We start from the raw sequence: 20,153 nt of genomic DNA, 5'->3' as shown, positions 1-20,153 counted from the left end.
TGATACCGGCACACCTGACACCTTGGGATTGTTGCTGCCCGCCGGCGACCTTTTGATGAACCACCGCATCTGGGACGGCAACCACAACGGCACCGCCATCATCGACATGGGCGCCTATGAGTTTGATGCCGCTCCGCTGGGATTAGTTTCTCCTGAAAATCCGCGGAGCATAGCCCCGGCGCTTCAAGTTTTTCCAAATCCTGCCAAAGGAAGTTTTGTGGTAGCTTTTGATTTGCAAAAAGTGCAGCAGGTTTCACTTCAAATCTTTTCGCTCACCGGCGTGCTGGTGCATCAAGTGCCTGCAACAATTTGCGAACGAGGAACCCGGAAAATCACAATAGATATTTCACACCTGCGCCCGGGTATTTATCTGCTTCAGCTACTGCCGGAAGAAGGATTTGCAAAGCAGGCAAGGGTGGTGGTGCGGTAAAACCCTGCAAGGGTTTAGAGAAACACTCAGCGGTTCGGCGGCGCCTTAACCCTTGCAGGGTTTAGAGAAGCGCCTTGCTATTCGGGATTTGCCGAAACCCTGCAGGGGTTCAGAGAAGCGCTCAGCGGTTCGGGATTTGCCAAAACCCTGCAAGGGTTTACTCCGGCGTCTTCCGCTTCCTGAAGCTAAACTTCCGCTCGGTGCCTTTGAGCAGCCGCTCTACGTTGTGGTGGTGCGTTAACGGGACAAAAATTCCTACCATCACAGCAAGCAATAGCAGCGACAAGGAGTGCGGGTTGAAAAAGATAATAGTTACAAAAGGGAAAGTTACCGAGGCGGTGATTGATCCCAGCGAAACATAACCGGTTATGGCCAGCACTACTGCAAAAATGACGATTGCCACCAGCACCCCCTGTGGATACAACGCAATGCCCACGCCCAGCAAAGTGGCGATGCCTTTGCCACCTCTGAACCCTGCGAATACCGGGAAGACATGCCCCAGCACTGCAACGGCTGCCAGCGCTATGCGAAAATGGATCATCGAGAGTTCGCTCATGGTTTCGGGAGCGAAATACACCGAGAGGTACACTGCGAACCATCCTTTGAAGATGTCGAATAATAAGACGGGGATGCCTGCTTTTGCACCCAGCACACGTATGGTGTTGGTGGCGCCGGCGTTGCCGCTGCCTTGTGTGCGCACGTCGATGCCATAAAAAACTTTGCCTATCCATACCGCCGACGGGATGCTCCCGATCAAAAAAGCGGTTACGATGCCTGCTGCTATCAATAAATAATATTCCATAATTTTATTCTTCTTCGTTAGTGTCTTCGGCGCGCCAGGCGCGAAGAATTCTGTTTTTGGTCGAAGTGACCATATTAATATAACGATAGCCCTGTTCGTCGCCCTTTTCTTTGTGTTTATTATCCTTCTCCATCAGCATAGCGTTGTAGTCGTTGTTTGACGAAGTGGCCTGCATCAGGTTGCCGCTGTATTGAAAGATGTACCACTGCCGCCGGCTTACTTCGATGTAGATGGTGAGGATGTCGCCACTCCGCTTTCGCGCAATTTCCATAAAGCCATCAAAATATTTGTTTACTGGTTCGCCGGCCACCATGCTTACGCCAATTTTTCCTTCGGAGATGAATGAGCGGTTTTCAGGGTTGTAGCGCATTTTTACCTCACTTATTACCAAACTCTTCTTCAGTTCGTCGGGTACGCGCCGCAAGGTACCAAAAGTAGATAAGTTATAAATTACTTCGGACGCTCTTTCTTCGCCAAGAAGCTGATGATAGGCCATGGCTGCCGGTCCTCCCGAAAGTTTTATGCCCGCCGTGTTGGCTTTATCCAAATCCTGCAACATCAGCGCAAGCGCCTCCGCCTTGAAGGGGAAGTCGATGGTGAAAAACGCTTCAAATCGTGTGGAGTCGGGGATGATATAATGATCGATCTTGCCAAAAGCCTGCAGTGCCACCGCGCCCAAGTCAGCGCCAAAGTTGAGCGGGCCGCTGGCGGTATAGTGGCACTGCTCGGTATTGAGTCTGATCCAGGGGTTGGGCGGATCGAGATTGAGAGGCGTTTTAAGATCGCCAGGTGCGGCTATGATAAACTCGCGTCCTTTGTTACGGCATGTTACGGCTCCTTCCACCGACAGCATCAGCGTGTCGCTGTAATAGCCTTTGCGCGAAAGGAATGCAGGATAAACGCGGTTGTCTTCGTTGGAATGAAAAAAACCTGCGTACAGTTTTTTATAAGCATACTCTTCGGGTTGCGAAGGCACCGTAAACACCAGGCTATCGGGTTTCACGCGTTGTCGGAACTTCACCCAACGTGCCAATTCTTTGTCGCAATCCTGCATGGGCATAAAAGCACCGTCGAAGTCGAGCAGCGGATCGCGGGCGTTGAGATTTACAGTGCCCCGGTATTGCCATTGCGGGCTGAAAATGAAATTTTGTTCGGGCTGCACCTGCCCCTGCGCCACCGTCTGATAGCTCGAGTCGACGTAGATATTATCGAACTGGATAATCTGCTCCTCATCCAGCAAATTGCTGTAAGCATAAGTTCCTTTTGCACGATAGAAATAGCGCGACTCTATTGAAACGTTAGCATCTTTTATCAGATGTATTTTGTTGATGGTGTCGGCCACAATGGAAGCGGCCCGCAGCGGCGTCATCAATGCTTTGGCTTTGATGTTTACCTTGCCGTCGCCAGGATAAATGGCGGCATCAGCTACTTTTATAATTTTAACACCTGAAGCAATGAGCGTATTGCTGTCGAGGCTGAAGGCGGCCTGCACAGCATTAAAAGCAAGCGAGTCCTGCAGCGGATGCGTCGATACAAAACGAGCGCCATCGGGAGTTGTATTTAACATTTCGCGCAAGCTGAGCCTGTCAAAATCAGTATTGCCGGCAGTTGCCTTGCTACGCATCACAATCTCCCTGCGGTTGATGTGCCAGTCGAAGCTCTCCATGGAAGCAAGATATTGCGTAAGCGGCAGGTTTATCCGCGAACCTTTTCCGGTGGCAGCAAAGGAAGCGTTGCCAGAAGTGAAATCTACATGCGCGCTGTAGCGGTCGGAGGCAAAAGCAATTTGTTTGTCGTCCAGGCTGTTGATTTTTAGATTCAGCGTGTCGCTATCGAAATGATTGTTGCCATACAAATAACGTCCGGAAGTAGTGGTGGCGCCATAAAACCGCATGGTGCCGGAGCCGGAAAGTCCGTGGGGCGAATGGATGAGTTCGCCTTTGTGGGCAACTTTATTATCAAACATCTGGAAAGCTGAATCGATGGAGGCCAGTAACATAGTATCCTGATACGGCCACCAGCGCTGCTTGATGTTCTTTCCCTTTACGGATGGGAACGGCGCCTGAGGCGATTTTTGTGCAGTTATTTCAAAACGATCAACAACAGCATTCACCGAATCCAGGAAAAACATCATGTTGCGACCTTTGGTTTTTGTATTCTGAAAGGTAATGGTGCCGCTACCCTGCAGGCCACTCATGGTCAGCCGCACGGTATCAGTAAACATTCCTTTGTGGTTATAAACGGGGTAGCCTCCCGGCGGCGAAGTTACCTCAAAGCCCAGCGAATAATCTTTCATTACCGACAAAGGCTTGTTTACCTCCGGTTGAAAAATGCCGCCGGAATTGAGGTAGCCGTCGAAAATCAGATTTTCGGTAGAGGCATCCACCAGGCTTTCAAGCGTAAAAGGTTTCAGATTGTAATAAAATCGTTCGCGGTTGTAGGCGTCTTTGTATGCCGAATCCTGATCGTAATAGACATACGATTCACTTTTGCTGTTGAAAATCGGGTATCGCGGGTAATCCTTCAGGCCGCTTTTGTTGGTAGGATAGTCGATCAGCAGGTCGCCGCTGATGTTAGAAACTACAGTTTTCACATCAACATATCTTTGTTCGCCGGGCACTGCGTCGAAAGCCTTTACCTTAAACTTCATATATTCGATGGTAGGCAGATTGAGCCTAAAAGTGTCGTACTCGAACGAGCAGGCCTGTGCCATAAACTCGAAAAGCCCGGCAGTGATTCGGCCGGAAAAGAGGAAGTCGAGATTTTTGTGCAGCACCAGCTCCTGGTCTTTTGGATAGATGTATACACTCTGCGAGTCGCTGATAGAAACCATCGGCACACCTTTTATTTTAAGATCGAAATTGTCCAGACTAAGTAGGGCATTGTCATCTTTTTCTACGTAAGATTGGAAAGTAATCACATCGTAATCGGTGCGTAGGCTTCGGGCATTTACAAAATGAAAAGCCTTGTCGGTGATAATGCCTTGTTGTTTTTCGAGGTTATAAAAAATAAACCCTTCGCGTGCCAGCCCTATCACCATCGACTCGGTTTGGTTTACCGGATATTTGATAAACTTCGCCAGCTCCTCGATGTAAAATTGCCGTGTGTCGTATTGTTTTGAATATTGATAAAGCCTTACCAGCGGGCTGGTATTATCGATGCCCTGGATAATGTCGTACATTCTTTCGTCGTAAAATTTGCGGCTCACGAAAGTAGCGTTGCTCACTTGCTGCACGCCCATCAGCGCACGAAAGCGTATCTCCGGTTCGTCCATTCGCCAGTACAATCCTTCGCAGTGGATATCTACGTTGTGGTAGGTGTCAAACCAGGGGCTTTCCATCAGGCCGCGGTCGGTGCGCAACATCGACACTTCCCGCTTTGGGTGCATGTAGCGGAAACGCAGGCCGGCATGAAACAAAGAGTCGTCCTGGTGATAAATGGTGACGGCAGCGCTGGCGGCATTGATGCGGTCGGGTTCCATCACAAAAGCATCAGAGCGGGCAATGAGCAAATCATACTTTCCGTGCTTGTCGCGGTAGGGTCGTTTAAAGGTGAGCTTTGCCGGCGTAGATTCATCGCCGCTGCCAAAAATCTTAGCACCTTTCATAGCAAAACCACCTTCATAATCCACATCATTAAAAAGGCCTTCGATAAAAAGGCTTCGAACATAGGATTGGAAAAAAGGATAGAGCGCGTTTTCGGGACTGATGACATTGGCCGAAACTTTTTCTTCGACACTTCCCAGCAGCGGCTGCCCGAAATACGAGAGGTTGTAAAAGCGCACGCTGTCGGCGGTAAGGCCCGACGAACGCAAATTCATCTGGTAGTCGCTAAGCAGCACATATACACTGTCGACGGGCAAACCTGCACGCTGCCAGGTGATCATGCCGCCTGATCCAATCCAAATTTCCTCAACGGGATCGTAGGTGCCACTGGTGCCCCGGAGCGTGGTGCTGTCGTTTTTGGCAACACCTTTTAAATCAAGTTCGGAAAACGACACCCTGAAAGTGCTGTCGGCGATGAAAGTATAATTTTCGGTGCCCGCACGCCATTCGAAGGTGCGCGTGCGATACAACACGTTTTCGTTGAGCAGCCACAAAGTGAATTGTAGCAGTGACTCAAAGTCGCGGCCACCTCTGGTTCTTTCGAGGGTAAGACCTGCCCCGCGGAGCCAGTTTCGATAACTGTCGGGAGCCAGAGGTTTTGTTTTCATCGCGCCAAGCGCCTGAAGAAACTGCACAAAGTCGGGGTAAGAGCGCATACGCTTGCTCAGCATGAGATTGCTGAGCTGATAAATCTGCTGCTTTTCGTTGGCGCCAAAAGATTCGTTTTGCCAAAGAGAGCCAAAGGTTTCAAGCGTTGCCAGCGCTTCGGCTTTGTTTTCTTTATTAATAACTTGATCAAAAAAAGTACGCATTTCCTGCATGTACACCACCGAGTCGGTGCTGAACGATCGCAACGCCTGTCCCGGAAGTGTTCCGGAAATCAGCAGCAGCAACAATACAGGAAATATTTTGAAACACTTCATCCGATCACAAACTCAACACAATTAATGAATCCTATTCTTTTATCATTTTCACGGCCACCCACTTGTTTTGCTCACGCTGATGCTGCAGGCTGATGCCAAATCGCGAGGCCGCTTCGGTAATGGCCTGCACATCTTCTTTATAAAAGCCGCTCATAAAAAGCAGCCCGCCCGGCTGCAGCACCCGGCCATACGTCTCCATCTGGTCGAGCAAAATGTTGCGGTTGATGTTGGCAAGAATGATATCAAACTGCTCGTCGCCAATTTCTTCTTTACCACCCATCCGAACTGCAATGTTGGTGGTGTTGTTGCGAACAAGGTTTTCTTTGGTGTTTTCAAAAGCCCATTCATCGTTGTCGATGGCAACGCCCGACGGAGCGCCGCGCATCGAAGCCAGAATGGCCAGCGCGCCGGTGCCGCAGCCCATGTCGAGAAAATGTTTGTCGTACCAGTCAGTTTCCAGTACATATTCCAGCATCATGGCGGTAGTTTCGTGATGGGCAGTGCCAAATGACATCTTGGGTTCAATTATCATCTCGTATTCGGCGTCGTCTTTTTTGGGATGAAAAGGCGCCCGCACATAGCATCTGCCGGCAATCGTCACCGGCTCGAAGTTGCTTTCCCACACCTTGTTCCAGTTCTGATCAGGGATCAGGCTGGTTTTAAATGTGATGATGTCCGGTAAATCAATTTCCCTTAAAGTTTCGGTCAGTTGTTCGTTGTCGAACAGCTTTTGCGGCATATAGCCGGCAATACCTTTTTCGTTTTCTTCAAAACTATCAAAAGGCAATTCCCCCAGCCATGCGATGAGCATTTCGGAGGTGGCGGCGATATCTTCTCCGCTAATTTCAAAATCAATTTTTATGTAATCCATATTTCTATTTTTTTAATCCCGGTATTTGATCCATTTCCAGAGTTCACGGTAGCTGGTGCGCTTGCCATACATAAGTATGCCGGTGCGATAAATCTTAGCTGCCAACCAGGTAGTTGCCAGAAAACCCAATATCAGCGTTCCCATCGACAGCCATATCTGCCAAATCGGAACGCCAAACGGGATGCGCGCCATCATTACCACAGGCGACGTAAACGGAATGATGGATAGCCAAAACGCTACCGGTCCGTTGGGATTGCCCACGATAAATCCAAGCATAACCATAGAGAGGATAAGCGGCGCCGTGATGGGAAGCATAAACTGCTGTGTGTCGGTTTCGTTATCTACAGCGGAACCAATGGCGGCAAAGAGCGCTCCGTAAAGCAGATATCCAAAAAGAAAATAGAACAAAAACGAGCCGACCATGGCGCCTACGTTAATGCTTTGTATCCCTTCGATAACCTGCGCGGCCATGCTGTTATCAGTACTTTCTGCCATTTGTGCAAGCTCCTCCTGCGAGAGCACTTTGCCCTGAGTAGTCACCATCTGTTGTGCGCCGGCGGTCACCTCACTTCCCACCGACACTGTAAAAACGCCGATAATAATAGTGGTGAGCACTATCCACAACATAAACTGCGTAAGCCCTACCAGCGCCACGCCGACAATTTTCCCCATCATCAATTCAAAAGGTCTTACCGACGAAATGATGACCTCTATAATACGGTTGGTTTTTTCTTCGATGACGCCACGCATCACCTGGGAACCAAAAATGAAAATGAACAGATAGATGAGCATCGCGGCAAAGATGCTAAGTCCAAAGCTTATTTCCATTGAGCTTTTCTCTTCTGCGCCACTTTCGTCAATTTTGATGGTGCTTAGCACAATGCTCGACTGGATGGAGCGCAACACGTCCGGGTCGACGCCACTTGCCTGCAGTTTGAGGCTTTCCACTTCTCGTTTCATCACATTTTTAATATAGGATGTGACAGCGATGGAAGGCTGCTGGGTAGAATAAAATATTCCGGTAACGGGCACGCTGAGTTCAGTTCTCGGAATGTAAAGCAGCCCATAGTCGCCACTGGTGGCAAACTCTTGTTTTGCCTGCTCGAAGGAAGTTTCGATCGGCGTGAAAATAAAGTCGTCGGTGCTTTTTAATGTTTTAATAAAGGCGCCTGACTCATCGAGTACCTGCACTACCTTTACTTCGTCGGTGAGTGTCATGAGGTAGATGGGCAACACATACACCGCGGCCATCAGAATAGGCCCCAGCAGGGTCATAATCAGGAAAGACTTTTTGCGCACACGCGTAAGATATTCGCGGCGGATGATGATGAATATTTTATGCATGATTTCTTTGTTTTTGGTATGCTTCAACGGTTTGGATAAAAATGTCGTTCATGGTGGGCAAAATCTCAAAGAAGCCATGCACCTCCACATGTTGGATGGCCAGATTCAAAAGATCGTTTGGGGAATCAACCAATGGGATTTTAATTTTCACATCTATAAAATCGCCATCATCATTTTTTTCGCGGAGCTGATAGTTGCCAGGCAGGTGCTGCGCCAGGTCGGTGCCGGCATTGCGGTAACGCAAACCAAACATATTTTCTTTATTGGCAGCGCGTATGTCGCTCATGGGCCCGTCGAGTATCTTCACAGCATTGTCGATGAGTGCGATGTGGTCGCAAAGCTCCTCCACCGACGACATGTTGTGGGTAGAAAAGATAATGGTTCCGCCGTTGTCGCGAATTTTCAGGATTTCGTCTTTGATCAGATTAACATTGATGGGGTCGAAACCGCTGAAAGGCTCGTCGAAGATCAGCAGGCGCGGGTTGTGCAGCACTGTTACGATAAACTGAATCTTCTGCTGCATTCCTTTGGAAAGCTCTTCCACTTTATTGTTCCACCAGGCGCCGATGTCGAACTTCTCAAACCACTCTTTGAGGGCTTTTGTAGCTTCAGCTTTCTTAAGCCCCTTGAGTTGCGCCAGATAAACAGCCTGTTCGCCGACTTTCATCTTTTTATACAGGCCGCGTTCTTCGGGCAGATAGCCGATAAGGTTTACATCGCTGGTGCGGATGGGGCGCCTGTCGAACCACAGCTGTCCGCTATCGGGAGCCGTAATGTTGTTGATGATCCGGATGAGGGTGGTCTTGCCGGCACCATTTGGCCCCAACAACCCGAAGATGCTCCCTTCGGGCACCGCGATGCTCACGTCGTCCAAAGCGAGATGACCCGCAAACTGTTTGCGTACTTTTTCTGCTACCAATAAATCCATGTACTTCTTTATTTAATAAGCGGCAAAAATAGCGCGTTTTCATTACCCGCCAATTTGAACTGAAGGTGGAGGTGAAGGAATTAAGATAAATAATGAAAGCCACCCCGTGAATTGTCCCGCACGAAGCAGTATTGATTAAAACTTAAAACTGACTTGTCGAGCTGATTCACGGTGTGACTGGTAAGAGTTGGCGAAAGTCAGCCAGTGAATTGTCCCGCACGAAGCAGCACCGATTAAAACTAAAGACCAAATGTTTGGACTTATTCACGGGGTGACTGGCAAGAGTTGGTGAAAGTCACCCCGTGAATTGATCCGCACGAAGCGGCACTGATCAAATCCAAAAATCTACTTGCCGAGCTGTTTCACGGTGTGAATGCGGGAATTACCGATTGTCGGCACCAGCCGGTAAGCCATCGTTTTGCTGTGGTAGCGGCGCCGATTAGATTTTGTAAGGGCGAAAGCCTACCCATTTGTGTCTTAAATAAGTTTAAATAATCTACTTTCGTAGCTCGATAATTAAGATTACAAACTTTAAAACACTGAATTACTATGGCAAGAGTTCAAGGAGCTATCGTCGTCGACACAGAGCGTTGCAAAGGCTGCGAGGTATGCATAGCCGCATGCCCGACCAACGTAATAGAACTGGCGAGCGAAGTCAACAGCAAAGGTTATCACTACGCATACATGGCGCAGCCCGAGGCCTGTACAGGATGTACTAATTGTGCTGTCGTTTGTCCCGATGGCGTAATTACCGTTTATCGGGTGAAAAAGACGGCTTAAAGAAAAAACGCATTTTAAAAATTCGAATCGAATATGGGTGAATTAAAATTAATGAAAGGAAATGAAGCCATCGCCGAAGCGGCTATCCGCGAAGGAGTTGATGGCTATTTCGGCTACCCTATCACACCGCAGAGCGAGGTGCTCGAGTATCTGATGGCAGAAAAGCCGGAAGATCGCACCGGTATGGTAGTGCTCCAGGCCGAGAGTGAGCTGGCAGCTATTAATATGGTGTATGGTGCCGCAGCTGCAGGCAAAAAAATCTTTACCAGCTCCTCAAGTCCGGGCATCAGCCTTTATCAGGAAGGTATCTCCTACATCGCAGGCGCCGAGTTGCCCTGCGTTATCGCTAACGTGGTGCGTGCCGGCCCAGGACTGGGAACTATCCAGCCTTCACAGGCCGACTATTTCCAAACTGTAAAAGGGGGTGGTCATGGCGACTATCGTCTTTTCACGCTGGCACCTGCCTCCGTGCAGGAAATGGCCGACTTTATCGAGCTGGGTTTTGAAATAGCTTTTAAATATCGTAACCCGGTGATGATTCTTTCCGATGGTATGATAGGCCAGATGATGGAAAAAGTGGAGCTGAAAGAACAGAAGCCACGCTGGACCGATGAAGAGATAGTGAAGCTTAATGGGAGCTGGGCTGCTACAGGCCGTCCCGCCAGCCGCGAGCGCAACATTATCACCTCGCTCGACCTGGACTCGCTGAGGATGGAGGCTCACAACCACAAACTGCAGGAGAAATACCGTCGCATGGAAGCCGAAGAGGTTCGCTACGAGACTTTCCAGACCGAAGACGCAGAATACCTGATGGTGGCCTATGGCTCCAGCGCACGTATTGCACAGAAGTCGTTGGTGCTGGCGCGCGCCAAAGGCATCAAAGTAGGGCTGCTACGCCCCATCACTTTGTACCCCTTCCCATCCAAAGTGCTCAAAGAAATGGCCCCCCGACTCAAAGGCATCCTTTCGGTAGAGATGAGCGCCGGCCAAATGGTCGAAGACATCAGACTGTCGGTGGAAGGTATAGTAAAAGTGGAACATTATGGTCGTTATGGCGGCATTATCCACTCTCCCGAAGAAGTATTGAAAGCATTAGAAAATCAAATTATCGGAGGTTAATCAATGATAGAACTCAAAGATATTATAAAAGAAGAAAATCTTGTTTATAAAAAAACACCGCTAATGACCGACAACGTGTTGTCTTACTGCCCCGGCTGCGGCCATGGCACGGCACACCGCATCGTGATGGAGATAATAGAAGAGCTGGGTGTCTGTGAGCAAACCATTGGTATTGCTCCGGTTGGTTGCTCGGTGTTGGCCTACGATTTTATGAACATCGATATGATACAGGCTGCTCACGGACGTGCTCCTGCAGTAGCTACCGCCGTAAAGCGCTGCTATCCTAACAAGGTTGTTTTTACCTATCAGGGCGACGGCGACCTGGCTGCAATCGGCACTGCCGAAACTATTCATGCCTGCAACCGTGGCGAAAACATCACTATCGTCTTTATCAACAACGGCATCTACGGAATGACGGGCGGACAGATGGCACCTACCACAATCGAAGGCATGAAGACATCTACATCGCCTTACGGCCGTAATCTTAAGAACATGGGCAACCCGCTGAAAATTACCGAGCTTATCGCCCAGCTACCCGGAACGAATTTCGTTTCGCGCCAGGCAGTCCACACTCCAGCAGCAGTGCGCAGAGCCAAAAGAGCTATCCGCAAAGCTTTTGATATTCAAAAAGAAAACAAAGGCCTCACTTTCGTCGAAATAGTATCCAACTGCAACTCTGGCTGGAAACTCTCACCGGTGAAAGCCAACCAGTGGATGGTTGATAACATGTTCCCTTTTTATCCTTTAGGCGATATCAAAGTGGATGGACAGTTGGTGAAAACTGACGATAACTAGCGTGCTGCGAAGGAAATATTTTAACAGATAATTAAAAAGAAATATCATGACAGAAGAAATAATCATCGCAGGATTTGGAGGTCAGGGCGTACTTTCGATGGGCAAAATTCTGGCCTATTCCGGAATCATGCAAAACCAGGAAGTGAGCTGGATGCCATCCTACGGCCCGGAGATGCGTGGCGGCACCGCCAACGTTACGGTGATCGTTAGCGACGAACGTATCAGCTCGCCGGTACTCAACTTTTTCGATACCGCCATCCTGCTCAACCAGCAGAGTATGGACAAGTTCGAGAAATCAGTTAAGCCGGGAGGCCTTCTGCTTTACGATCCCAACGGCATCAGCCGGCATCCCGAACGCACCGACATTAATATCTACAAGATTGAAGGCTCGCGGATTGCCTCCGAAATGGGCAACACCAAGATTTTTAACATGATTGTGCTGGGGGCTTACTTAAAGATTAAACCCATTGTAAAACTTGAAAACGTTATCAGTGGATTGAAAAAATCGATTCATGAACGCTATCACCACCTCATCCCGATGAACGAAGACGCTCTGAAAGCGGGAATGGAAAATCCCGAAATGGTGCTGGAAGTAGCGTAACAAAGCAAAGTCCTGATACGAAATTTCTAAGGAAAGATAAATCCTAAAAAACAAGTTGTTGGATTAAGATTATTTGGATTTTGGAAATTTTATAAAGGGCAGACATCAACTAAAGTGATTTTAAGTTTCATGGCTATAAAATCAGCAGCCTCGGCGGAACAATTTGCCGGGGCTGCTTTGTTTTAGAGTAAGGGAGTGGCAAATAATCCTGTTACCCGGGTCTCGATTTCAGGTTTAATAATAATTTGATTAAGAAAAATTGAATAATCTCAAAGCCTTCCTCGACCAAAAGGCAGCGCAATACAATTCTCATGCGTTTATCGCGACTGATCCTGTTTCGGTTCCACATTTGTTTTCGCGCAAAGAAGATATTGAGATAGCCGGCCTTTTTGCTGCCACGCTGGCTTGGGGGCAGCGCAAAGTGGCCATCAGCAATGCACGGCGGCTGGTGCAGATGATGGACATGGCGCCGCACGACTTTGTGCTTAATTTTACGGATAACGATCTGAAGCCTTTCCGGCAATTTGTACATCGCACTTTCAATGGTACCGACTGCGAATATTTTATGTGGGCGCTCAAAAATATTTATCAAAACCATGTTGATTTGGAAAATGTTTTTTGCGAAGGCCAGGAGGATGTGAAGGATGTAGCAACGGCGCTTGTAAATTTTCGGAACACTTTCTTCTCGCTGGATCATCCACCACGCACGGAAAAACATGTAGCAAACATTTCAAAAAATGCTACTGCCAAACGGCTCAATATGTTCTTGCGGTGGATGGTGCGTCGCGATAACAACAGTGTAGATTTCGGCATTTGGAAACGCATCACTCCTGCACAGCTCATTTGTCCGCTCGACGTGCACAGCGGTCGCGTCGCACGCAAACTCGGACTGCTATCTCCCGGAAGTGATAATTTTGCCGCTGCCCTCAGCCTCACCGAACGTCTGCGTGCCTTTGATGTGGATGATCCTGTGCGCTACGACTATGCGCTTTTTGGCCTGGGTATCTTCGAAGGGTTTTGAGACTTTTATTATTTTTGGCCGACATTAATTCTTAAGCATTATGACCCGAAAAACCCCTCCACGAACCCACCGTGACAAATGGTATCAAATTGTTTTTCTGGCAGATACCAAGTCTGGTCGACTCTTCGACATCATCCTGTTGATATCTATCGTTTTGAGTGTGATAACAGTGATGCTCGACACTGTAGTCGCGATGCATATCAGCTACCGCCACCTGTTTCTGTGGTTAGAGTGGTTTTTTACGCTGCTTTTTACTGTTGAGTATATTTTTCGTCTAATCATTAGCCGCAAGCCGCTCAAATATGTCCGCAGCTTTTATGGCATCATCGATCTGCTTTCGATATTGCCTACTTACTTAAGTATATTGCTGGTGGGTAGCCAATATCTATTGGTAATCCGTATCGTGCGTATGTTGCGAATTTTCCGTGTTCTCAAGCTCAGCCGTTATCTAAGAGCTTCGCAGATGCTGCAGATAGCGCTGCGTCAGAGCAAATATAAAATCATTGTTTTTATGGAGGTAATTCTCACCATCGTGGTCATCATGGGGTCGCTGATGTATCTGATCGAAGGGCCTGAAAGCGGTTTCACCAGTATACCACGAAGTGTTTATTGGGCCATCGTTACGCTTACCACGGTAGGTTTTGGAGATATCACCCCCCTTACGGTAGTCGGGCAATTCATTGCTTCTATCATCATGATTTTGGGCTATGCTATTATCGCCGTTCCTACAGGCATCCTCTCCAGCGAAATGATAAAATTGGATACCAAAATTTCAACTGAGACGGCTACTCCTTGTTCCAACTGTGGGCACACACTCCACAACATCGATGCACGCTATTGCATGATGTGTGGCAACAAACTCGATGCATATTAATGATTGTAAGAGCCTCCCGACAGGCAAACTCCAAACAAATCTCTAAAATTCCCTTAGAGGACTGCGTTAATCTATCTTCTTGCACCGTTGGGCATCTTCGATATATACCACAAATGCATCCGGGAATCCCGCCTCTGAAATCAGCGCCAAGGCGATTTTTGCCTGATCTGCCGTTTCAAATTCGCCAACACAATAGCGGTAATAAATGCCATCGTAATTCTCGTGGACGATGTGCTGTATGCCCATCGACTGCAGGAAACTTTTCAAGGTTTCAAGTGGTGCTTTTGATGCGACAACCTGAACAGCATAAAAAGAATTTTTAGGGATTTCATTGTTAGTAAAATCAGTTTCCGGTTTTGCTTCGGCAGCTTTAGTGTTTGTTTCAATCGGAGGATCTGCTGCAACAGGTGTTTGGTTTTTGGTGTCCGGCGGTCGGGTTTTAACAGCCGGTACGGTTGCTGTCCACTCGCTGAGCAGGCTGTCGAGGCGCGAAAAAACCGAAGTGGTGTCGTAAATTCTTTTGGCAGAAGGAGATTTTACCGGTGGTGTTATAGCGCTTTTTTGCCCGGTGTAAATAAAACTTTCCCATGAAGCTGTAAAACCGTCGTTGTAGGTAACGGATGCACGAACAGGATAAACAGCCTGACGTTGGGCATTATTCTTTACGTGGGCTGTAATTTCAAAAACAGGACTCGATGGCATCGTCGGGATGTTGGCCACAAGCTGCCCGTTCTCAAAAAATGCTTCCGGATAGCCGTCAAGCGTTATCGAAGCAGCGGATGGTATTCTGAGCATAACAGAGGCAGCTCCGGTATTTTTTCCTTTTGCAAGCTGCATTTTAATTTCAAATTCCTCTTTGGGTTTTACCGTTTCGGGATGCAGAAGCGTCAGCGTGTAGGGATTTTTACCTGCAAAAGGGTCGGCTACATACTCCCGCTCCGGCGCCGGATTTTGCAAATAAATACTGAGCGTTTGCCTGCTTTGGTACCCGTGGCTATCGCTGTATTCTGTTATCAATGGATAAACGCTTTGCGGAAGATTACCGGTGGCAACCTTTATCGAAAAAGATATTTGTGGGTTTTCGATGAATGCTTTCCACGAAAGTGTTGTTTTGTTGCCGTTGCTATCAACTTTTGCGCCCGCCAGGGTAAAAGGCTGCACAGCAAATCCCGGAACAGTGATAAAAGTGAGTGTGCTGCTGGCAACGGGTCTGTTTTTTTTAATCGTGCAGGTAAGCACAAAGGCATCTCCGGCGTTTACTTGCGTGGGATAATCAAAGAGCAAAGTCGCAGGAGCCTCTGGCATGGCGGCGAAAGGAAAAGCAATCTCATTTTGCGAAAGCAAATGAAGCGAGAACAGCGAAAAAACAAGCAATGCTGATAGTTGCAAAGTAAGTTGTCTGGACATAGGTTCCGATAGATTAACACAGTAAATAAAGGCGATAAAAGTAGCAATAAAACTGACAGCCAGTAGCAAAATGAGGCACGCTAAGAAGTGCCTCACCATAAAGCCGAATATGTTTTTCTAACAAACAACCAAATAACAAATCTCAAATGGCAAATAAATGCCAATTTTAAAAATTCCAAATGTTAAAGCTACCTGCGATTTTGATTTTTGAAATTATTTTGAATTTTGTCTTATTGTCATTTGGAATTTATCACCTAACCTTCTGCTGCCGGTACGACCACTGCATCAGCACGATTGCCAGCAATAATGCTATGATGCCGATGCCAAAAGTGATGGTGTAGCCAAATTGCTGATAGATGAAGATGCCGGCGAGCGGGGCAAAGATGGCGCGCACGCCGGTGAGGAAAAGATGCGTCGATTGATAGATGTCGGCCTGATGGTCGTGGCCAAAATAAGCAGAGCCGATGTTCCAAAGCAATACCATGGTAGAGGCAAAAAAGCCCTGACTGATCACGTAAAGAATAAGCGTGTAGTAGATTTTTAATCCCCAGATGGTAGTGAAATAGGGAAGGTATTCGGTAAGAATCAGCGCGAAGAGATAACCGGCCAGCGACGCGTAGGTAATAATGGCAAAGCGGCGTGGGTCGAGCCGCCCCATGATGCGGCCAAAGATCGGCAGCAGCAGTATCGCCAAGATGTTGAAAGCATTTTTATAAAACGCCACACTCGAATAATTAAGCCCCAGCGCATTGTAAAAAAAGATGGTTATCACAGCGACAGTGGACATAAAGGCAATACCATAAAGCATGAAACCAATCTGGAAATGAAGGTAAGGGCGGTTATTTTTAAGGATCAGAAACATGTTCTTCATTGAGTTCTTTACCGACTGGCCAAAGGTGGTCTTAAGATGAATAACTTCTGGCGGCGAATAGTCGATCTTTGAAAGCAAAAACACCGACACCATGCCCAGCGCGCCCGCCACAGGAAAAATATAAGTAAAGGCGTAGTTGTCGGCATCGAGCAGCAAACCGTAAAGGAAAGTCACCACCAGCAGCACCACCTTGTTGGCCGACTGTGAATAGCTATAGAGCGTGCCAAAATTCTGATGGCTGTAGTTGTTTTTGAGCAGCAGGTTGATGGTAGGATTGATGACCAGCGCGGCCAGATAGTAGACCAGAAAAATGGCCAGGAAGATAACATGCCAGAGGGCACCGCTCTGATAGACTTCGGGTGAGCGTGGGAAGAAAAACAGCAGCAACAGCGGCAGCCGTGTGATGACGCCTGTCCAGCGCAGGAAAATCCGACGCCGCCGGATGCGTTTTAGGAATTCATTAACAAACACCAGCAGCAAAAACACCAACATGCTCGACTGAAACAGGATGCCCAGCTCGTAATCAGAACCCGACAGACTCTTGATAAACACAAACTCATTAAGCGCCAGCACACCCAGAATAAATCCTTCGATGACGCTGTAGCCCAGGTGAAGCCTGAAAGTGTGGCGTTCGGAAAGTGTTAATGTTTTGTGGAGCCTTGCAAGCCTCATGGATGTAAATCTGTCTCTTTTATTGATAAAGAAAAGGCGACAAAGGTAACAAACAGCCAGACGATTGACGATTTACGATTGACGATTTTTGATTTACGATTGACGCCTGCTCTGCGGTGGCTGAGCCTGTCGAAGCCAGCTTGCCGAAGGGATTGACGATTTCGAAATTACGATTCTGGAATGCCGGGGAATGTAGAGACGCTGACCATTCTGGGGACCTGTGTCTTTCTTCGATGCCACACAGGTGGCAGAGAAATCTATTTCAGTCAGGGTTTTTATTTAACTGACATCAATGAATTTCTTTACCAAAATCCATTTTGTATTCAAAAAAATTCTTTTCTATCTTTGTTGTCTTAAAAAGAGTTAAAATGAAAGGTTCTTTTTTTCATAGCGCTGCCCCTCCCAGAATGAACAAAACATTCTGGAATGACAAAATAATTGCTTTACTTTGACACAACTTTCAAAAAAATGACACATCCACAAACTACTTCAATTCTTAAAATTATGAAAACTTATCTTATTATAATGATGGCATTGATGCATTTTATGGTGTCATTTGGCCAGGAGTCATTTGAGCTTGTCATAAAAACTTCAGGAACTGAGATACCACATGATATAATCCAATTAGAAAACCATAATTATGTCATTCTTGGCATGCAACAAAAGATTACCGGGTATTCAACGGCAACAGGTGTAGTATGGATGGCGAATGAATTTGGTACATTGATCGATTCAATTGTAATTAGCAAACCCGACACCAACGTGGCATTGTCTAACATTCACCAATACGGAGAGGACTTGTTAATTTCGGGATTTTTGGCCTACGATGAAAGTGGCATAGATGAAACCCCTCTTTACTATTGGTTATTGGATAGAAATTTAAACCTTTTGTATGAGCAAATGATTCCTTTAGATTCAAATCATTTTTTAGCCAGTTTTTTGGAATTTCGGCTTGATGGTGATCAACTATTCATTGCCGGTTGTGCACGACACAAAGAAACCGCTAAATATGGATTTGATTTATTTATTTACAAATATGATCTGCAGAGTCATTTCTTGGATTCAAATTTTTTGGTGATGCCAGGAAATCAACGTTCTTCCGGATATCTTAAAACATTAAATTCGGACTACCATATTATTTTTTCATGGGGTGCATGGGGTTATCCTGTCGGATACTCTTCCGGTTATTATGCCCTATTCGACAGCGACCTCAACTGGCTTGTTACCGATTCGCTTCCCGGCGATATCCATTGGGACAACTTTGCCATGAACCTAACCGACAGTACCTATCTGCTTAGTGGCAGAGAGTACGTATTAATAGCGCCGCCATCTGTGGATGAATTTAGAAGCGTAATATACGAAATGGCTTTTCCCAACGTACCCATAAGGTCTTTTGAATATCACATGGGAACAGACACTACTTCGCATCCTGCCGCAGAACAAAGTTTTGATACAACATCTACGGGTGAAATTTATTTTGCGGGCACTGCCAATATTGATGCCGCTGTTTTTCCATACCAGGAAACTCCCTCCTGGATATTTCTGTCAAAACTCGACCGGGATCTCAATCCAATCTGGACAAAACTATATGGCGGTGATATGTTTTATTATTTATACACGATGAAAGCCACCCATGACGATGGCGCTGTTATGGCCTGTAGAACATATAACCACCTGACACAAGGACGTGAGACCGACATCCTAATACTCAAAGTCAACCAGGACGGCCTGATTGTCGGTACCGGCGAGGAACTGCCAAACATCTCAGTGCAGGATGCTATCGTGTATCCCAACCCGGGCAATGAAAATCTCAACATTCAATCCGGCCCGCAGATCAACGGCGCTTTGTTTGAACTTTTTGATATGAATGGGAATCTTGTGCTTGCTACCAACCTTGATGAAAGGCTGAAAACTTTAAGCACCACCTGGCTGTCCACAGGAACGTATCCATACCGGATTACTTTCGACAACAAAATTGTTGGTTCGGGCAAGTGGGTGAAGCAGTAGGAATTCAAGTTACACCGTGAATAGCTCGGGACAGTTTTGCTTTACTTTTAGAAACCTGCTTTGCTCTTAGAAAGAATTCACGGTGTGACTTTTATACCCCCCGGATTAGTCACACCGTGAATAGTGTCAAGCAGTTGCGCTTTATTTTTAAAAGGCGCGACTACGGCACCACGCTCCGAACCGGAACCTACCTGCTCACCCTCTACAACAACGGACAGCAAATAACTACCGTAAAAGTGCAGAAGCAGCGGTTTTGATTCCTAACAACGAATGATTTTTGTCTCCCTTTCGGCAGCAAATTATTACAAACCGAAAGGGAGATTTTTTTTGAGCTGACAGGAAAGGTTTAACAAGTTAGCCGGCTTGAACAATGCAAACTGCTGCTTGTTATTTCACCGGTTTTAAAAAAATCTATTAATCAAATTTAAACTATCGAATCTTATGAAAAATCCCATTGCAATATTCACATTCCTAATGATGCTCTCTTTTGCGGTAGGTGCCCAGGAAAATATTTATGCTTTTAAAGTCAACACACTTCAGGGCGAACCTTACGATTTGTCGCAGCTCAAAGGCAAAAAGGCGCTGATCGTAAACACCGCTTCCAAATGCGGCCTCACCCCCCAGTACGAAGGCTTGCAGGCATTGTGGGAAAAATATGGTGGCGACGATTTCGTCATCATCGGCTTTCCGGCCAATAACTTTATGAACCAGGAGCCGGGCAGCAGCGAAGAAATTGAAACCTTTTGCACCGAAAACTATGGCGTCACCTTCCCGATGATGGAGAAGATCTCTGTGAAAGGTGACGACATGAACCCGCTATACAAATGGCTTACGCAAAAGAAGATGAACGGTGTGGAAGATTCGGAGGTGTCGTGGAATTTCCAGAAATATCTCATCGACGAACAAGGGCATCTGGTGAAGATGGTTGAGCCACGCACCAAACCCGACAGCCCCGAAATCGTTGGTTGGATAGAGAAGTAGTTTTTGATTTTTCATTTATAAAAAATTAATTATTTAGAAGTTTGATTTTTAAAAGATAATCCTTCGCGCACCCCCCCGACCCCCTAAAGGGGGAGATGCCAACGCACAATCGAGAGTGTGTG

General features: G+C 47.1%; 17 protein-coding genes. 10 read left to right on the top strand and 7 right to left on the bottom strand.

Translation table 11 applies throughout. The annotated features are described in order from the left end of the window. Positions 1-430: T9SS type A sorting domain-containing protein (locus VFC92_09610; GenBank protein HZK08445.1), on the top strand; the 430-nt coding region annotated here is incomplete at its 5' end. Positions 431-587: 157 nt separating this feature from the next. Here VFC92_09610 and plsY read toward each other — a convergent pair. From plsY to VFC92_09585, 5 genes are read right to left on the bottom strand one after another with little or no spacing between them, the layout of a single operon-like run. Next, a complete protein-coding gene (gene plsY / locus VFC92_09605) occupies positions 588-1,232 on the bottom strand; it encodes a glycerol-3-phosphate 1-O-acyltransferase PlsY (GenBank protein ID HZK08444.1) in 645 nt (214 codons plus the stop codon). 4 nt (positions 1,233-1,236) lie between these two features. Further along, positions 1,237-5,760, bottom strand: a complete 4,524-nt coding sequence (locus tag VFC92_09600; GenBank protein HZK08443.1) for a hypothetical protein — start codon at positions 5,758-5,760, stop codon at positions 1,237-1,239. A 31-nt stretch (positions 5,761-5,791) separates the two neighbouring features. Next, the gene (gene prmA, locus VFC92_09595) at positions 5,792-6,631 is read right to left on the bottom strand and encodes a 50S ribosomal protein L11 methyltransferase (protein ID HZK08442.1); all 840 of its coding nucleotides are present in this window, start codon (positions 6,629-6,631) and stop codon (positions 5,792-5,794) included. A gap of 12 nt (positions 6,632-6,643) precedes the next feature. After that, on the bottom strand, positions 6,644-7,975 hold the full coding sequence (locus VFC92_09590; GenBank protein HZK08441.1) for an ABC transporter permease: 1,332 nt from the start codon (positions 7,973-7,975) through the stop codon (positions 6,644-6,646). Continuing rightward, positions 7,968-8,903, bottom strand: coding sequence for an ATP-binding cassette domain-containing protein (locus VFC92_09585; GenBank protein ID HZK08440.1), 936 nt, complete (start codon positions 8,901-8,903; stop codon positions 7,968-7,970). The genes VFC92_09590 and VFC92_09585 overlap by 8 nt, the downstream gene beginning before the upstream one ends. 549 nt (positions 8,904-9,452) lie before the next feature. Between VFC92_09585 and VFC92_09580 the strand changes: the two genes are divergently transcribed. The 6 genes from VFC92_09580 (at position 9,453) to VFC92_09555 (ending at position 14,093) form a co-directional block, all read left to right on the top strand. Further along, positions 9,453-9,683: a 4Fe-4S binding protein gene (locus VFC92_09580; GenBank protein HZK08439.1), complete on the top strand. Its 231-nt coding sequence runs from the start codon at positions 9,453-9,455 to the stop codon at positions 9,681-9,683. 33 nt (positions 9,684-9,716) lie between these two features. Beyond that, entirely contained in the window at positions 9,717-10,802 is a 1,086-nt protein-coding gene (locus tag VFC92_09575) for a 3-methyl-2-oxobutanoate dehydrogenase subunit VorB (GenBank protein HZK08438.1), read from the top strand. 6 nt (positions 10,803-10,808) lie between these two features. Continuing rightward, the gene (locus VFC92_09570; GenBank protein HZK08437.1) at positions 10,809-11,597 is read left to right on the top strand and encodes a thiamine pyrophosphate-dependent enzyme; all 789 of its coding nucleotides are present in this window, start codon (positions 10,809-10,811) and stop codon (positions 11,595-11,597) included. 46 nt (positions 11,598-11,643) lie between these two features. Next, positions 11,644-12,198, top strand: a complete 555-nt coding sequence (locus VFC92_09565; protein HZK08436.1) for a 2-oxoacid:acceptor oxidoreductase family protein — start codon at positions 11,644-11,646, stop codon at positions 12,196-12,198. Positions 12,199-12,457: 259 nt separating this feature from the next. Next, positions 12,458-13,219 (top strand): TIGR02757 family protein, encoded by a 762-nt coding sequence (locus VFC92_09560; protein ID HZK08435.1) that lies wholly within the window; start codon positions 12,458-12,460, stop codon positions 13,217-13,219. A 40-nt stretch (positions 13,220-13,259) separates the two neighbouring features. Next, the gene (locus VFC92_09555) at positions 13,260-14,093 is read left to right on the top strand and encodes an ion transporter (GenBank protein ID HZK08434.1); all 834 of its coding nucleotides are present in this window, start codon (positions 13,260-13,262) and stop codon (positions 14,091-14,093) included. A 66-nt stretch (positions 14,094-14,159) separates the two neighbouring features. On the opposite strand, the gene VFC92_09550 is transcribed toward VFC92_09555, so the two are convergent. Both VFC92_09550 and VFC92_09545 read right to left on the bottom strand, forming a co-directional pair. Next, entirely contained in the window at positions 14,160-15,500 is a 1,341-nt protein-coding gene (locus VFC92_09550; protein HZK08433.1) for an SPOR domain-containing protein, read from the bottom strand. Positions 15,501-15,750: 250 nt separating this feature from the next. Continuing rightward, complete coding sequence (locus VFC92_09545; GenBank protein ID HZK08432.1) at positions 15,751-17,043, bottom strand: MFS transporter; 1,293 nt, start codon at positions 17,041-17,043, stop codon at positions 15,751-15,753. A gap of 468 nt (positions 17,044-17,511) precedes the next feature. Between VFC92_09545 and VFC92_09540 the strand changes: the two genes are divergently transcribed. From VFC92_09540 to VFC92_09530, 3 genes are all read left to right on the top strand, one after another. Next, positions 17,512-19,050 (top strand): T9SS type A sorting domain-containing protein, encoded by a 1,539-nt coding sequence (locus VFC92_09540; GenBank protein HZK08431.1) that lies wholly within the window; start codon positions 17,512-17,514, stop codon positions 19,048-19,050. A 116-nt stretch (positions 19,051-19,166) separates the two neighbouring features. Further along, positions 19,167-19,307: a hypothetical protein gene (locus VFC92_09535; GenBank protein HZK08430.1), complete on the top strand. Its 141-nt coding sequence runs from the start codon at positions 19,167-19,169 to the stop codon at positions 19,305-19,307. Positions 19,308-19,491: 184 nt separating this feature from the next. After that, positions 19,492-20,031 (top strand): glutathione peroxidase, encoded by a 540-nt coding sequence (locus tag VFC92_09530; GenBank protein HZK08429.1) that lies wholly within the window; start codon positions 19,492-19,494, stop codon positions 20,029-20,031. Positions 20,032-20,153 lie beyond the last annotated feature (122 nt).

This window comes from Bacteroidales bacterium, from assembly GCA_035647615.1.
Taxonomy (GTDB): Bacteria; Bacteroidota; Bacteroidia; order Bacteroidales; family 4484-276; genus SABY01.
This window is presented reverse-complemented; position numbering and strand designations above follow the sequence as displayed.

What these genes read in the sequence shown, in the direction of transcription:
- VFC92_09590 (HZK08441.1), bottom strand. Translation starts at nt 7,975, where the DNA reads ATGCATAAAATATTCATCATCATCCGCCGCGAATATCTTACGCGTGTG.
- VFC92_09550 (HZK08433.1), bottom strand. Translation starts at nt 15,500, where the DNA reads ATGTCCAGACAACTTACTTTGCAACTATCAGCATTGCTTGTTTTTTCG.
- VFC92_09565 (HZK08436.1), top strand. Translation starts at nt 11,644, where the DNA reads ATGACAGAAGAAATAATCATCGCAGGATTTGGAGGTCAGGGCGTACTT.
- VFC92_09530 (HZK08429.1), top strand. Translation starts at nt 19,492, where the DNA reads ATGAAAAATCCCATTGCAATATTCACATTCCTAATGATGCTCTCTTTT.
- VFC92_09585 (HZK08440.1), bottom strand. Translation starts at nt 8,903, where the DNA reads ATGGATTTATTGGTAGCAGAAAAAGTACGCAAACAGTTTGCGGGTCAT.
- VFC92_09545 (HZK08432.1), bottom strand. Translation starts at nt 17,043, where the DNA reads ATGAGGCTTGCAAGGCTCCACAAAACATTAACACTTTCCGAACGCCAC.
- VFC92_09600 (HZK08443.1), bottom strand. Translation starts at nt 5,760, where the DNA reads ATGAAGTGTTTCAAAATATTTCCTGTATTGTTGCTGCTGCTGATTTCC.
- VFC92_09580 (HZK08439.1), top strand. Translation starts at nt 9,453, where the DNA reads ATGGCAAGAGTTCAAGGAGCTATCGTCGTCGACACAGAGCGTTGCAAA.
- VFC92_09575 (HZK08438.1), top strand. Translation starts at nt 9,717, where the DNA reads ATGGGTGAATTAAAATTAATGAAAGGAAATGAAGCCATCGCCGAAGCG.
- VFC92_09555 (HZK08434.1), top strand. Translation starts at nt 13,260, where the DNA reads ATGACCCGAAAAACCCCTCCACGAACCCACCGTGACAAATGGTATCAA.
- prmA (HZK08442.1), bottom strand. Translation starts at nt 6,631, where the DNA reads ATGGATTACATAAAAATTGATTTTGAAATTAGCGGAGAAGATATCGCC.
- plsY (HZK08444.1), bottom strand. Translation starts at nt 1,232, where the DNA reads ATGGAATATTATTTATTGATAGCAGCAGGCATCGTAACCGCTTTTTTG.
- VFC92_09540 (HZK08431.1), top strand. Translation starts at nt 17,512, where the DNA reads ATGACACATCCACAAACTACTTCAATTCTTAAAATTATGAAAACTTAT.